Origin of the sequence: Nisaea sp. (genome assembly GCF_040217065.1) — a bacterium.
GTDB lineage: Bacteria > Pseudomonadota > Alphaproteobacteria > Thalassobaculales > Thalassobaculaceae > Nisaea.
On record NZ_JAVJNX010000004.1, the window covers coordinates 103,814 to 118,791 of the forward strand.

At 64.8% G+C, this 14,978-nt stretch carries 13 protein-coding genes; 4 read left to right on the top strand and 9 right to left on the bottom strand.

The features are described from left to right. Positions 1-10 precede the first annotated feature (10 nt). The 3 genes from RH950_RS02045 to RH950_RS02055 are packed head-to-tail and all read left to right on the top strand — an operon-like array spanning position 11 to position 4,536. Positions 11-838, top strand: a complete 828-nt coding sequence (locus RH950_RS02045; protein WP_350053196.1) for an ABC transporter permease — start codon at positions 11-13, stop codon at positions 836-838. Beyond that, a complete protein-coding gene (locus RH950_RS02050; protein ID WP_350053198.1) occupies positions 835-2,499 on the top strand; it encodes an ABC transporter ATP-binding protein in 1,665 nt (554 codons plus the stop codon). Before RH950_RS02045 ends, RH950_RS02050 begins: the two co-directional genes overlap by 4 nt. Positions 2,500-2,520: 21 nt before the next feature. Continuing rightward, positions 2,521-4,536 carry a CocE/NonD family hydrolase gene (locus tag RH950_RS02055; protein ID WP_350053200.1) on the top strand — a complete coding sequence of 672 codons (2,016 nt, stop codon included), beginning with the start codon at positions 2,521-2,523 and terminating at the stop codon, positions 4,534-4,536. A 97-nt stretch (positions 4,537-4,633) separates the two neighbouring features. On the opposite strand, the gene RH950_RS02060 is transcribed toward RH950_RS02055, so the two are convergent. The 8 genes from RH950_RS02060 to RH950_RS02095 form a co-directional block, all read right to left on the bottom strand. Then, positions 4,634-5,137, bottom strand: coding sequence for a F0F1 ATP synthase subunit B family protein (locus tag RH950_RS02060; protein ID WP_350053202.1), 504 nt, complete (start codon positions 5,135-5,137; stop codon positions 4,634-4,636). Next, on the bottom strand, positions 5,137-5,727 hold the full coding sequence (locus RH950_RS02065; RefSeq protein ID WP_350053204.1) for a F0F1 ATP synthase subunit B family protein: 591 nt from the start codon (positions 5,725-5,727) through the stop codon (positions 5,137-5,139). Before RH950_RS02065 ends, RH950_RS02060 begins: the two co-directional genes overlap by 1 nt. Before the next feature lie 88 nt (positions 5,728-5,815). Further along, complete coding sequence (locus RH950_RS02070; protein ID WP_028466437.1) at positions 5,816-6,040, bottom strand: ATP synthase subunit C family protein; 225 nt, start codon at positions 6,038-6,040, stop codon at positions 5,816-5,818. A 77-nt stretch (positions 6,041-6,117) separates the two neighbouring features. Beyond that, a complete protein-coding gene (locus tag RH950_RS02075) occupies positions 6,118-6,849 on the bottom strand; it encodes a F0F1 ATP synthase subunit A (protein ID WP_350053206.1) in 732 nt (243 codons plus the stop codon). Between the two features lie 12 nt (positions 6,850-6,861). Next, on the bottom strand, positions 6,862-7,119 hold the full coding sequence (locus RH950_RS02080; RefSeq protein WP_350053208.1) for an AtpZ/AtpI family protein: 258 nt from the start codon (positions 7,117-7,119) through the stop codon (positions 6,862-6,864). A 295-nt stretch (positions 7,120-7,414) separates the two neighbouring features. Then, positions 7,415-10,888: a chromosome segregation protein SMC gene (gene smc, locus RH950_RS02085; RefSeq protein ID WP_350053210.1), complete on the bottom strand. Its 3,474-nt coding sequence runs from the start codon at positions 10,886-10,888 to the stop codon at positions 7,415-7,417. A gap of 49 nt (positions 10,889-10,937) precedes the next feature. Beyond that, a complete protein-coding gene (locus tag RH950_RS02090; RefSeq protein ID WP_350053212.1) occupies positions 10,938-11,555 on the bottom strand; it encodes a DsbA family protein in 618 nt (205 codons plus the stop codon). 128 nt (positions 11,556-11,683) lie between these two features. Next, entirely contained in the window at positions 11,684-12,223 is a 540-nt protein-coding gene (locus RH950_RS02095) for a DUF721 domain-containing protein (RefSeq protein ID WP_350053214.1), read from the bottom strand. A 66-nt stretch (positions 12,224-12,289) separates the two neighbouring features. Between RH950_RS02095 and mutY the strand changes: the two genes are divergently transcribed. Continuing rightward, positions 12,290-13,342 (top strand): A/G-specific adenine glycosylase, encoded by a 1,053-nt coding sequence (gene mutY / locus RH950_RS02100; protein WP_350053216.1) that lies wholly within the window; start codon positions 12,290-12,292, stop codon positions 13,340-13,342. A gap of 4 nt (positions 13,343-13,346) precedes the next feature. Here the strand turns inward: mutY and purH are convergent, their stop codons facing one another. Beyond that, on the bottom strand, positions 13,347-14,933 hold the full coding sequence (purH, locus tag RH950_RS02105) for a bifunctional phosphoribosylaminoimidazolecarboxamide formyltransferase/IMP cyclohydrolase (protein ID WP_350053218.1): 1,587 nt from the start codon (positions 14,931-14,933) through the stop codon (positions 13,347-13,349). Positions 14,934-14,978 lie beyond the last annotated feature (45 nt).

Here is a 14,978-nt window from a genome sequence, read left to right on the forward strand (position 1 = left end):
AGGAAGTCCAATGAACGCCGCCCTCAAACTGCTGGCCAGCGCTCCCTGGAGCGCCAAGTTCGGCATCGTCGTCATTCTCGGCTACAGCATCGTTGCCATCTTCGCGCCGGTACTGACCTCCTATGGCGAAACGGAAATCGTCGGGGCCGAGTTCGAGCCCTGGGGCGGGGATTTCATCCTCGGCACAGACAGTCTTGGCCGGGACATGGTAACCCGGCTGATATACGGCGCGCGAAACACCATCGGCATCGCCTTTCTGACCACCGGGCTCGCCTTCGCGCTGGGCTCCGTGATGGGCTTTCTCGCCGCTGCGATCTCGGGTTGGGTCGACCAGCTGCTGTCGCGCATCGTCGACGTCCTGATGGCGATCCCGGCCCTGATCTTCGGCCTTCTCGTCCTCACCATCGTCGGCACCTCGATCGTGAATATGGTGCTGGTCATCGCCGTGCTGGAATCGACCCGGGTGTTCCGGCTGGCCCGCGCCGTGGCCATGGGCATCGTCGTGATGGACTACGTCGAAGCCTCCCGGCTCCGCGGGGAAGGGCTCTGGTACATCATGAGCCGTGAAGTGCTGCCGAATGCCCTGCCCCCGCTGGTGGCGGAATTCGGCCTGCGCTTCTGCTTCGTCTTCCTGTTCATCAGCGCCCTCAGCTTCCTCGGCCTCGGCATCCAGCCGCCGACCGCCGACTGGGGCAGCATGGTCCGCGACAACGCCACCCTCATGACCTTCGGCGATATCACGCCTCTGGTACCGGCGGCGGCCATTGCCCTGCTGACCGTCGCGGTGAACTTCGTCGTCGACTGGTTCCTCCACAAGGCAAGCGGATTGAAAGAATGAGCGAACAGAGCGAGCAAGACATCCTCCTTCGTATCCGCGGACTGCGCATCGAGGGCATGAGTGGCGACAGCTGGCAGGAAATCGTGCATGGCGTCGATCTCGACCTGCGCAAGGGCGAGGTCCTCGGGCTGATCGGCGAATCCGGCGCCGGCAAGTCGACCATCGGTCTGGCCGCCATGGGCTACGCCCGGGACGGTTGCCGGATCACCGGCGGAGAGATCCAGTTCGACGGCATGGATCTGGCTGCGATGGAGGATTCCGAAAAACGGCAAATCTGGGGAGCCAGGATTTCCTATGTCGCGCAAAGCGCGGCGGCGGCTTTCAATCCCGCACACCGGTTGATCGATCAATTCACCGAAGCCCCGGTGCAGCATGGCCTCTCTGACAAGTCCACCTCGGAGGAAGAAGCGCGGGACCTGTTCGCCCGTTTGCAGCTGCCTGACCCGGACGGCATCGGCCTGCGCTATCCGCACCAGGTATCGGGCGGTCAGCTGCAACGCGCCATGACCGCCATGGCGATGTCCTGCAAGCCCGACCTGATCATCTTCGACGAGCCGACCACCGCGCTTGACGTGACCACCCAGATCGAGGTGCTCGCCGCGATCCGCGACGTGGTCGAAGCCTACAATACGGCCGCCATCTACATCACACACGATCTTGCCGTCGTCGCCCAGATGGCCGACCGGATCATGGTGCTGCGGCACGGAGATCTGGTCGAGGAGGGCGATACCCGCTCCATGCTGGCCGCCCCGAGAGAGACCTATACCCAGGAGCTTCTCGCGGTGCGTAGTTTCAAGAGTGTCGAAATGGCCAATCCGGCAGGCGAAGAGCCGCTGCTCCGAGTCGACAATGTCACGGCAAGCTACGGGGCTGTCCCGGTCCTGCATGGCGTCTCCGTCGATATCCACAAGAAGCGGACGGTCGCGGTCGTCGGGGAATCGGGCTCCGGCAAGAGCACGCTCGCGCGGGTCATCACCGGCCTGTTGCCGGCCAAGAGCGGCAGCGTCAGCTATAATGGCGAGATCCTTCCTGCCAATTACAGGCAGCGCGACAAGAGTCAGCTCCGCCGCATGCAGATGATCTACCAGATGCCCGATACCGCGCTTAATCCGCGCCAGCGCATCCGTGACATCATCGGCCGGCCGGTCGCCTTCTATCTCGGGCTGAGCGGGACGCAGCTGGAAGACCGGGTGCGGGAGCTGCTGTCGCTGATCGAGCTGGAGCCTGACGATTATATCGACCGGCTGTCGACGGAACTTTCCGGCGGTCAGAAACAGCGGATCTGCATTGCCCGGGCGCTGGCGGCCGAGCCCCAGCTGATCATCTGCGACGAAGTCACCTCCGCGCTCGACCAGCTGGTCGCCGAGGAGATCCTGAAACTGCTGCAGCGCCTGCAGGATGAGCTCGATCTGTCTTACCTGTTCATCACCCACGATCTGGCGACGGTCCGTGCCATCGCGGATGAGGTCGTGGTGATGCTGCAGGGCGAGGTTGTGGAGCACGGCTCGAAGACGGAAATGTTCAAGCCGCCGCATCACGATTACACAGACCTGCTGCTGTCCTCCGTGCCGGAGATGGATCCGGACTGGCTCGACAACCTGCTTGCAGAACGGGCCGAAATGGCAAAGCAGGGCCGGGTCCTGAAAGCAGCCGACCACTAACCGAAGGCGCCTGGAGCCTCCATGCAAACAGTCGGACAATTCCCCCACGCCGTGCGGGAAATCGAGAACTGCTGGATCACTCTCAGCGACGGCTGCCGTCTGGCCGCCCGGATCTGGTTGCCGGAAGGGGCCGAGAATGCGCCGGTCCCGGCGATCCTCGAATATCTCCCCTACCGCAAGCGGGATGGAACGTCGGCTCGCGATGCCCTGACCCACCCCTATTTCGCCGGCCATGGCTATGCCGCGATACGCGTCGACATGCGCGGCAACGGCGAATCCGACGGCATCATGGAAGACGAGTACCTGCCGCAGGAACAGGATGACGCGCTGGAAGTGATCGACTGGATCACCAGCCAACCCTGGTGCTCCGGCGCTGTCGGCATGATCGGCATCTCCTGGGGCGGCTTCAACGGATTGCAGGTCGCCTACCGCCAGCCCGAGGCCCTGAAAGCCGTGATCACCATCTGCTCCACGGATGACCGCTATGCGGACGACATCCACTACAAGGGCGGGGCGATGCTGAACGAGAATATGGGCTGGTCCTCGACCATGCTGTCCTATTCCTCCCGGCCGCCGGACCCGGCGCTGGTCGGCGAGAGCTGGCGCGAGACATGGCTGAAACGGCTTGAGGCCGAGCCGCTGCTGATCGCCAACTGGCTGCATCACCAGACCCGCGACGCCTTCTGGAAACATGGATCGGTTTGCGAGGACTATGCCCGCATGAATGTGCCGGTTCTGGCCGTCGGCGGCTGGTCCGACGCCTACAGCAACGCGGTGCCGCGCATGCTGGAAAACCTGCCCGGCTTTGTGCGCGGGATCGTCGGGCCGTGGCTGCATAAATATCCGCATTTCGCGGTTCCCGGCCCGGCTATCGGCTTCCTTCAGGAATGTCTGCGCTGGTGGGATCACTGGCTGAAGGGGATCGACCGCAGCGTCGAGCAGGACCCGGCCTTCCGGGTCTATATGCAGAATTCCGTGCCGCCGAAAGCCGCCTACGCAACCCGCGACGGCCGCTGGCTCGGTGAGCAGGACTGGCCGAGCCCGAACGTGGAGACCACGCGCCTTTATCTGCAGGACGGGCGCCTGAAGGACGTACCAGGTGGCAGCGCCGAAACCCTGATCCGCTCGCCCGAGACGGTCGGGCAGGCCGGCGGGGAATACTGCATGATCTGGCTCGGCCCGGAAGGCCCCACGGATCAGCGGGTGGACGATGCCGGCTCCGTCTGTTTCGAGACCGCGCCGCTGGACGGCCGGATGGAGATCCTCGGCGCGCCAATACTCGATCTGGAAATCTCGTCGGACAGGCCGGTCGCGCATCTGATCGCCCGGCTGAACGATATCGCGCCGGACGGATCGGCGACCCGGATCACCTATGGCGTGCTGAACCTGACCCACCGGAACAGCCACGAGCATCCGGAAGCGCTCTCACCGGGCAAACGCTATCGCGTATCTCTCCGGCTGGATGATATCGCCTACGCCGTGCCCCCGGGCCACCGGATACGGGTCGCCCTCTCGACGAACTACTGGCCGATGATCTGGCCCGCACCGGAAGCCGCGACAATAACCCTCCAGGAAGGCAGCAGCAGCCTGTCCCTGCCCCTGCGCCCCATGGACGGCACGGACGCCCTCTATGAGCCCTTTGCCGACGCAGAGGCGGCTCCCCCGCTGCAGAAGGATGTCCTCCGGCCCGCGAGGAACACACGGACGATCACGACCGACGCGGAGACCGGCCGGCAGAGTATCTCGATCCTGGATGATTTCGGCTCTGACCGGATTGTCGAGATCGACCTGACGACGGACCATATCGCGCGGGAGACCTATTCAATCCAGCCCGGCAACCCGCTCAGCGCGCGGATGGAGACCCACTGGAGCCAGGGCCTGTCCCGAGGCGCCTGGAATGTCGCAACGGAGACCTATTGCACGCTGACCGGCGATGCGACCCATTTCCATGTCACCGGCCGGATAGAAGCCTATGAAGGGCGCGCGTTGATCTTCGGGAAGAATTTCGAAGAATCGATTCCCCGCAACATGCTCTGACCGAACCACATGAAGAGCCGTCATTCACCTCCCTTGCATAAATTTAACAACAAAAAACCCCGCCGAAGCGGGGTTTTTCGAAACACTTGATGGTCGTTTACTGGAGACGGTCAGGAAGGTCCGCGACCGCGCTCTTGATGATCTTGTCATTGACCTCTGCCGACATTTTCTCGGCCAGCAGATGGCCGGTCGCAGCCATGGCCAGTTCAACGGTCTGGTTCCGGATATCCTGAAGTGCCTGAACTTCCGCCCGGGCGATCTTTTCAGCCGCCTGTGCCTCACGGCGTTTCAGGGATTCCTTGAGGTGCTCTTTCGCGTCCTTGCGGATGCGGGCGGCCTCTTCCTTCGCATGTGCGACGATATCCTCGGCTTCCTTAAGCGCATCGCGCTGCAGCCGCTGGAAATTCGCCAGAGCCGCCTGCGCTTCTTCACGCAGGGCTTCGGCTTCCTTCAGCTGGGCACCGATGGCCGCGGACTTGTCGTCCAGCATGCCGCCGACCTTTGAGACGACCGGCTTGATCGCGGCGATGACGAAGATGACAAACGCAACCGCGACCCAGCCCGAAGCGCCCAGACCGAGTAAGAGCTCTTCTTCCTGCATCACTTCGTCTCCATGGCCTGGGCGACCGCCTTGTTCAGGTCGGTCTTGGTTACCTTGACCCCGATCAGCTTGGCGACCGCATCACCGGCAACATCGCTCACAACGTCCTTGACGTTCGCGAGAGCTTCGGTGCGGGCTTCCTCGATCCGGGCCTCGGCTTCCTTGATCTGCACGGCAGAGGCAGCATCAGCCTCGGCTTCGGCTTTCGCGTTCTTTCCGGAAGCATCGTCCTTGGTCTTGGCGATGAGCTTCTGGGCAGAGCCACGGGCATCCGCCAGGGCCTTCTCGTAGTTGGCCTGAACCTCGTCAGCATCCGCCTTGAGCTTCCCGGCCTTGTCGAGATCTTCCGCAATCCGGCTGTGCCGTTCTTCCAGCACATACTCGATGCGCGGAATCGCAACCTTCGCCATCGCGATATAGAGCACGATGAAGGTGACGAAGAGCCAGAAGACCTGGGTCGGAAACGTGCCAACATCAAGCTGCGGCAAGGTACCGCCACCATTGTCGCTGGCGGCCATGGCCCCGTTGGCAATCAGCGCAAGAACGCCGGTGCCACCGAGCACAGCCGAAAATCTGAGCAAGGGCTTCATACCGCTGTCCAATTCCGTTCCAGTATTCTCGTTAAACCGGAGAGAGCCGCACCGCAGATGCGGCAGGCGGCTCTCACGCGAACCGGTCTTAGGAGAACAGGATCAGGAACGCAATCAGCAGCGCGAAGAGCGCCACGGCTTCGGTCAGGGCGAAGCCCAGAATGCCGATGCCGAAGACTTCGCTACGCGCCGCCGGGTTGCGGGCGATGGAAGCAACGAGGGTGGAGAAGATATTTCCGATACCAACGCCGACACCCATGAGGGCAATAACAGCGATACCGGCGCCAATCATCTTCGCGGCTTCAACGTCCATGTTCAAATCCTTCCTTTGGATCAGGTAGTGCACATATCAGGCCGGAGATCCGGCCCGGTTTCTAGTTCCCTCAGGCCTCAGTGCAGATGGATCGCATCGTGCAGGTAGAGGCAGGTGAGAATGGTGAAAACATAGGCCTGGAGCACCGCCACCAGGATTTCGAAGGCGGTCAGTGCCACAATCAGGGCAAGGGGCGCAACCCCAAAGACACCGAGGGCAACGACAAAGCCGCCGAACACCTTCAGCATCGTGTGGCCGGCCATCATGTTCGCGAACAGACGAACGGAGAGGCTGACCGGGCGCACGAAATAGGAAATCACCTCGATCGGGATCAACAGCGGCGCCATGTAGACGGGCGCGCCGGACGGGAAGAAGAAGGTGAAGAATTTCAGGCCGTGGCGTGCCAGTGCGATCAGCGTGACGCCGATGAACACGACAAAAGCCATGGCGAACGTCACGATGATCTGGCTCGTCGGCGTGTAGCTAATGCCGGGGAACGGGATCATGCCGAACAGGTTGCAGGCCAGGATGAACATGAAGAGGGAGAAGACGAAGGGGAAATACTTGCGCCCCTCGCTGCCGACATTCTCTTTCACCATGTTGGCGACGAACTCGTAGGAGAGCTCGGCCATCAGCTGCCAGCGCCCCGGAACCAGCTTCCGGCTGCTCATGGACAGGGTCAGGAAGCCGGTGATGCCGACAATCGCCACAACCATCATGGCAGCGGAGTTGGTGAAGGAAAGATCGATGCCACCGACCTCGATCGGGACAAATGTCTTCAGCTCAAACTGCTTGACCGGTGATGCCACGCGCCGTTCCCCTCAATCGTCCTCGACCCGGTCTACGGGCCGTTTGTCTGTCGGAGACCGGCGGTAACCCATCCGCAGTCCTTCTCCAGTCGCAGCGCGGTAGACATTCATCATGCCGCCGGCAGCGCCCAGAAAGAAGAACAGGATGAGCAGCCAGGGACCGGTCCCAAGCCATCTGTCCAAGAAGTACCCTATACCGGCGCCAACAGCGACACCGGCAACCAACTCCACCCCGATCCGCATGGCCATTCCGAGACCCTCGGAAGCCATGGAACCGCGACCGCCCTTCGGACCGCTTTCTCCATTTTCCCTGCCACGCGCTCGCTTCAATCTGTCGTCCAGATCGTCGAGTGATGGAGGATCGCTAGGCGTTTCACCTGTCATGGAGCGAGCCCGAACGGCCGAAGCCAGTTGATGTACCCCGCCTCCGCCAGCCGAGGCCTACGAAAGCGCCGCAAACATACGGAGGGGTCCTTGCGCTGTCAAGGCGGAAGCCGCACTGCGAAAACAGGTCTAATTATCTGATTTGTATAGTATTTTTCAAAGAGACCCGTGATCCGGGATTCTAAACCGCGTCGCGAAGCTCCACCGCGCCTGCCAAATCGACCGAAACCAGCTGGCTGACGCCGCGTTCGGCCATGGTGACGCCGAACAGCCGGTCCATCCGCGCCATGGTCAACCGGTGATGGGTGATGATCAGAAACCGGGTGCCCGTGGTCTTGCTGATTTCCTGCAACAGGGTGCAGAAACGATCCACATTCGTGTCGTCGAGCGGCGCATCGACCTCGTCCAGCACGCAGATCGGCGACGGGTTTGTCAGAAAGGCCGCGAATACCAGCGCGACCGCCGTCAAAGCCTGCTCCCCACCGGACAGCAGCGACATCACCTGCATCTTCTTGCCCGGCGGGCTGGCCATGATCTCCAGCCCGGCATCCAGCGGGTCGTCATCCTCGACCATCTTCAGATGCGCCTGTCCGCCGCCGAACAGCCGGCTGAACAGGTCCTTGAAATGGGCATTCACCCGCTCGAAGGATTCCAGCAGCCGCTCCCGGCCTTCCCGGTTCAGGGTCTGGATCGCGCCGCGCAGCCGGGCGATCGCCTGGATCAGGTCGTCCCGCTCGCTCTCCATGCCGGCGATTCTCTTCTCCAGCTCCTCGACTTCCTGCTCGGCCCGCAGATTGACCGCACCGATCCGTTCCCGCTCCCGGGTCAGCCGCTCCAGCCGGTTGCTGACCTCCTCCGCATCCGGCAGCGCCGAGTCGGGATCGATCCCGGCTTTCGCCAGAATTTCATCCGGCCGGCATTCCAGCCGCTCGGCGATCCGCTCGCGCAGGGCCGCGATCGCCTGGTTGATCTGCTCCAGCGCGCCCTCGGCCCGGATCCGCACTTCCCGCGCCTCGGCCAGTTCCCGGTCCGCCTGCCGGGCCGCGTCGTCCGCTGTCCGCTGCAGAGCCTCCGCCGCGCTCAGCACGTCGGCCGCCTGGCTGCGTTTGCCCTCGGACTGGGTGATGGCATCAATGAGCGCCTTGCGCTGGGTTCCGATTTCCGCCGGCCGGGCCTCCAGCCGGGAGATCTCCGCGCGTTCCGCGATCTGCCGCTCGGTCAACTCCTCCTTGCGCGACGCCGCCCGCTCGTTCCGGTCCGACCAGGAGCGCAACTCGCCATCAATGGCGGACAGCCGGGTGCGCCGGGACTCCGCCTCCCGCACCAGCCGGTCATGGGCGCTGCGGGCTTCCGCCAGTCCATTGCGGGTATCGGCGAGCTGCTGCCGCAGCCCCGCGCTCTCGGCCCGCAGGGTCGCGACATCGTCAAGCGCGGCTTCCCCTGCCTCGGCCGAGACCCGCTGGTTCTCTGCCTCCTCGATCTCGCCTTCGTACCGCGCCTTGCTGTCGTCGATGGCGGACAGCTTGGAATCGATCTCGGCCAGCAGGGCCGCCAGCCTGGAACGCCGGGTCAGGGCCGTCTCGTTCTCGCTGAAGGCGGCGCGCATGGCCTCCCGCGCCGCCTTCTCCGCCTCCGCCGCTTCCCGCTGGGAGATGCGTGCGGCCTCGAGCCTTTCACTGCCGCCGGCCCGCTCCTTCTCCACCACCGTGATTTCGGACTGCAATGCCTGCAGGCGGTTGCGCTGCTGCAGCCGGAGCGCGGCACTGCTCGGCGCACCGGGAGCCACAACGAACCCGTCCCAGCGGCACAGCCCGCCGTCCCGGCTGACCAGGCGCTGGCCATCGCGCAGGGCCGGCTGCAGCGCCCGCGCGGCCGCGAAGTCGGCGACCACGCCGATCGAGGCCAGACGCCGAGCCAGCGCGGCGGGGCCTGTGACACGCTGCGCCAGCGGCTCGACGCTGTCCGGTAGCGCATTACCGATATCGGCGCCGGATTTCCCGCTCCAGTACCGCACATGGTCGCCACCCGATTCGGCCAGCGGCGCCGTCAGGTCATCGCCAAGGGCAGCGCCGAGCGCGGCCTCGTAGCCCGGTTCCGCCGACACGGAATCGAGGATCGGCGCGGCGGCCCCGGCTTCGCCGTCACCGGCGAGCAGCTGTTCGAGTGCTCCGGCCTCCGCCGTCAGTTTCGCCAGTCCGGCCTCGACCGCCTGCAGAGCCGCCCGCGCGGCGCTTTCCGCTTCCGTCGCGGCTTCCCGCGCCGCTTCCGTTCCGTCCGCCGCCGCCCGGGCCGCTTCCAGCGCCGCTTCGGCCGCCGTCACCGCCTGTTCCGCCGCCTCGATCTCCCCCGGGCCGGCCGCCGAATCCTGCAGGCGCTGCCGGTCGCTTTCCAGTCCTTCGATCTGCCGGGTCAGGCGCTCCAACTGCTCCCGCGCCATCCGGGCCTGACGCTGCAGGCTGGCCCGCCGCGCCTCCGTCGTCGCGATATGTTCGGTCATCTCGGAGAGTCTGGTTTCCAGCGCATCGGCAGCACGGTTGATCCCGGTAAGCGCCGCGGCGGCCTCCGCCTGGGCTTCCGCCTCGCCTTCCCGGGCCGCCGAAATCCCGGCATGCTCGGCCTTCAGCCGTTCCAGCGCCTCCTCCGCATCGGCGGACAGCAGCTGCTCGCGCTCAAGATCGTCGGCGATCTGGCGCAGGCGCAGCTCCGCCTCGCTCTTCGCGGTGACGATCCGGCGTTCCTCATTGTCGAGTTCCGCCCGGGCCAGGGTCAGGCGCTGCAGTTCGGCCGCCGCCTTGGCCTCATCCTCGCGCAGGGACGGCAGGCTGGCCGCCGTCTCGCTCTGGATCGTGCTTGCCTCGGCCGCCTTCCGGGTTGCTTCCGCCACCGCGTCACTGGCCTCGGCCAGAGCCTTTCCGGCGGCCGCGCGCTCCTGCTTGGTTTCCTCCCAGCGCCGGTGCAGCAGCACCGATTCCGCCGAGCGCATCTGCTCGGCGACCGTGCGGTAGCGCTGGGCCTGCTTGGCCTGCTGCTGCAGACCGTGCAACTGGCCCGCCAGCGCCTTCAGCACGTCTTCCAGCCGGTCGAGATTGGTTTCCGCCGCCCGCAGCCGCAGTTCCGCCTCGCGCCGCCGGGTGTAGAGACCGCGGATATTGGCGGCCTCTTCCAGCAGGATGCGGCGTTCCGAGGGTTTGGCATTGATGATGGCGCCGATCCGGCCCTGGCTGACCAGCCCGGCGGAGCGGGCGCCGGTGCCGGCATCGGCGAACAGAAGCTGCACATCGCGGGCCCGCACTTCCCGGCCATTGACCCGGTAGGCGGAGCCCTTGTTGCGTTCGATGCGCCGGATCACTTCCAGCTCCGGCGCATCGTTAAGGGCCGCGGGCGCCTTGCGGTCCTCGTTGTTCACCAGGAGGCCGACCTCGGCGAGATTGCGGGCCGGGCGGCCGGTCGTGCCGCCGAAGATCACGTCGTCCATCTCGCCGCCGCGCATCTGCTTGGCGGAGGTCTCTCCCATCACCCATCTGAGGGCTTCGACGAGATTCGACTTGCCGCAACCGTTCGGCCCGACAACCCCCGTCATGCCCTCCTCGATGACCAGTTCGGTCGGATCGACGAAGGACTTGAAGCCCGAAAGACGAAGCTTAGAAAGATGCACCCGTTAGACGCTCCTTGCCCGGCCCCAATACGCGGTCAGCGGAGATGCCCTAGAGGGCGTCCGCGATCACCTCTTCGAAGGACTCAAAACTGAACACATCCTCCAGCTTGCGTCCATTCATGACAAAGGACGGGGTGGACTTGATGTCGTGATCCTTCGTCGCCTTCAGCCGTTCGTTCAGGATGAAGTCCAGCAGCTTCTCGTCGGTCATGCATTCCTGCACGCGCTCTTCGGAAAGCCCGGCCAGCCTGGCAAGTTTCACCAGTTCGACAAAGGGATTGTCGCTGCGCGCCCAGTCCGCCTGCTTCTTCATCAGCAGGTCGACCATGGCGACATAGCGGTTGCCCTCCAGGCAGCGGGCCATGGCGGAGGCCCGGAGCGCCCACTGGTCGAGCGGAAAATCCTTGAACTCGATCTTCACCTTGCCGGTATCGACATAGGCTTCCTTCAGCTTCGGAAGCACTTCGGTATGGAACCGGGCGCAATGCGGGCAGGTCATCGAGAAATACTCGGTGATGGTGATCTTGGCATCGGGATCGCCGATCACCCGGGGCGCCATCGCCATCTCCAGATCCACCCCGGCTGCCACGGCCGGCAGCGGCAGGGCGGCCGCGAAGGGCGCAACCAACCCAAGACCCAACACAAGATTTAGTGTTCTACGGCGCAAGATATCTCTCCTGTTACAATATGTTGATACATTAATGCGACTCTGTGCGCGCCGCAACAACCGGACCGACAGCCACCATATCCCGGCCGTCAAACCCACTGGTCCGCAAAGTCTGACGATGAATCATGTCAGGAATGGGTCCGTTTCTTACCGTCGGCGGCGGTCACCGCCTTGCCGAGATCCTCGAGCGCCTGCCGCAAATCGCTCCGCTCGATTCCGGCGACGCTCTCGGCGACCTGCTTGACCTCTTCCGGCTTCAGCACCCGCAGCTTCGGGCGCAGGCTTTCCCGCCGTTTCGGCAGCGGGCCCTGCTTCAGAGAGATGCGGGCAATGGCGCTGTAGCCGAAGACGGCGTTGATGCGTTCGATCAGGACCGGGACCTGATGCTGGATTTCCAGCGCCGCCGCCCCGGCAACGCGCAAATGCAGGGTGCCGCCACCGGTGGCGCCCCTGGCGAAGACAAGCTTTTCGGGGGCGCATTGCAGGGCCAGAACCTCGCCGACGATGGCCGGCCAGTCGCTGACGATACGCGATTCGGCAAAACCGCGGCGGCGCAGCGCCTTGTCGCCGAGCGTCGGCGCCACGGCGGCAAGCCGGGCAAGCCCGCCGATACGGCGGCGCCACGATGCCGTTGGTGCTGTTTTCCCTGCTGCCGTCTTCTCGGACATTGCCGCGCTCCCCATGCGCTCTAATGTAAGGGCTCCCGCGCGAGTCCCAACGGAAAAAATAGACACGTGACCCCGCCCGAAATCCTGCCCGGCCTTCTGCTCGACTGGTACGACCGGCATCGCCGCCGCCTGCCCTGGCGCGCGGCGCCCGGAACACATGCCGATCCCTACCATGTCTGGCTCAGCGAAATCATGCTGCAGCAGACCACCGTGGTCGTCGTCGGGCCTTATTTCACGCGGTTCCTGGAGCGCTGGCCGAGCGTTGTCGCGCTGGCCGATGCGCCACAGGAAGACGTCCTCGCCGAATGGGCCGGGCTCGGCTACTACGCCCGCGCCCGCAACCTGCATAAATGCGCGGGCGTGGTCCGCGATCTGCATGGCGGGCGCTTCCCCGACACCGAGGACGCCCTGCTGGCGCTGCCGGGAATCGGCGCCTATACCGCCGCCGCCATCGCGGCCATCGCCTTCGACATCCCGGCAACGCCCGTGGACGGCAATTTCGAGCGGGTCATGGCCCGGATGCATGCGGTCGAAATCCCGCTGCCGGACGCCAAGCCGGAACTGAAACGCCTGTCAGCCGCGCTCACGCCGCAACACAGGCCCGGCGACTATGCCCAGGCGGTGATGGATCTCGGTGCCACCATCTGCACCCCGCGCAAGCCGAAATGCCTGACCTGCCCGTGGAGCGCGTCCTGCACAGGGCGGATCGCCGGGATCGCCGAAGACCTGCCGAGAAAGAAGAAGAAGGCGCAGAGGCCGACCCGCAAGGGCGTCGCCTTCTGGATCGTCAATGGCCGCGGCGAAATCCTGCTCCGGAGGCGGCCGCAAAAGGGCCTGCTCGGCGGCATGGTCGAGATCCCGTCAAGCGACTGGCGCGAGGAAGACCACCCGCTGCACCGGTCCCTCGCCGAAGCCCCGATCCGGGCGGAATGGACCGCCCTGCCGGGCATGGTCCGCCATACCTTCACGCATTTCCATCTGGAACTGACGATCTATCGCAGCCGGGCCACGGGCACCCGCCCGCCGGACAGTTTCTGGCATCCGGTGGAAAAGATCGGGGAAGCGGGACTGCCGTCGGTGATGGCGAAGATCGCTAAACACGCCCTTCGCCACCAGTGAGCCCTCAATGCCGGAAGTGGCGCATCCCGGTCATGACCATAGCCAGCCCCTTCTCGTCCGCCGCCGCGATCACTTCATCGTCGCGCATGGAGCCGCCCGGCTGGATCACCGCCGTGGCGCCGGCCTCTGCCGCTGACAGCAACCCGTCGGCAAAGGGGAAGAAGGCGTCGGAGGCGACGACGGAGCCAATGGTTCCCGGCTCTGCCGCACCGGCGGCTTCGGCCATGTCGCGGGACTTGGAGGCGGCGATGCGGGCGCTATCGACGCGGCTCATCTGGCCGGCACCGATGCCGACCGTGGCGCCGTTCTTCACATAGATGATCGCGTTCGATTTCACATGCTTGCAGACCCGGAAGGCCATCAGCATGTCGGCCAGCTCCTGCTCGGTCGGCTGGCGCCTGGTGACGATTTTGAGGTCGGCAGCGGTGATGCGGCCATTATCCTTGTCCTGCACCAGATAGCCGCCGGCGACGTTGCGCACGGTACGGGCGGCGGCGGTCACGTCCGGCAGGCCATGGGTCAGCAGGAGACGCAGGTTTTTCTTCGCCGCCAGCACCTTGCGGGCGTCTTCATCCGCGTCAGGCGCGATGATCACCTCGGTGAAGATCTTGGAGATCTCTTCCGCCGTGGCGCCGTCGAGCGTCCGGTTGGCGGCGATGATGCCGCCGAAGGCGCTGACCGTGTCGCAGGCGAAGGCACGCTTATAAGCAGAGACCAGATCGTCCCCGACGGCGACGCCGCAGGGGTTGGCGTGCTTGATGATGGCGATGGCGGGCTGGGCATCGAACTCGGCCACCAGCTCGAAGGCGGCGTCCGTGTCATTCAGGTTGTTGAAGCTCAGCTCCTTGCCCTGGATCTGCTCCGCATTGCCGACGCCGGGGCGTTTGTCGCCGCTGCTGTAATAGGCGGCGGACTGATGCGGGTTCTCGCCATAACGCATGATCTTCGGGGCGGCGCCGGAGAAGGTGATGCGGCGCGGATATGTGTCGCCGATCTCTGCCGCCAGCCAGGTGGAGATGGCGCTGTCATAGGCGGCCGTGCGGGCATAAGCGATCGAGGCGAGCTTGCGGCGCAGCGCGTAAGTCGTCGCGCCCTTGTGCGCCTCCAGCTCGGCGATCAACTCCGCGTAATCTTCCGGATCGACCACCGTGGCGACATGGCCGTGGTTCTTGGAGGCTGCGCGGATCATGGCCGGGCCGCCGATATCGATATTCTCGACGCAGTCGTCATAGTCGGCACCGGAGGCCAGGGTCGCCTCGAACGGATAGAGGTTCACCACCAGCAGATCGATCGGCGCGATATCGTGCTTTTCCATGGCTGCGACATGGTCCGGATTGTCGCGCAGGGCCAGCAGGCCGCCATGGATCGCCGGATGCAGGGTTTTCACCCGTCCGTCCATGATTTCCGGGAAGCCGGTATGGTCCGCGACCTCCTTGACGGGCACGCCCGCCGCGGCCAGCGCCTTGGCGGTGCCGCCGGTCGAGAGGATTTCGACATTGTGCGCGGCCAGCGCCCGGCCGAGTTCGATCAGGCCGGTCTTGTCGGAAACGGAAAGCAGTGCGCGGGAAATACGGACGAGATCGTCAGCCATCTTTCGGGACCCGTTCTCAGAAAGAGTTGCGGAAATTCGGCCTGC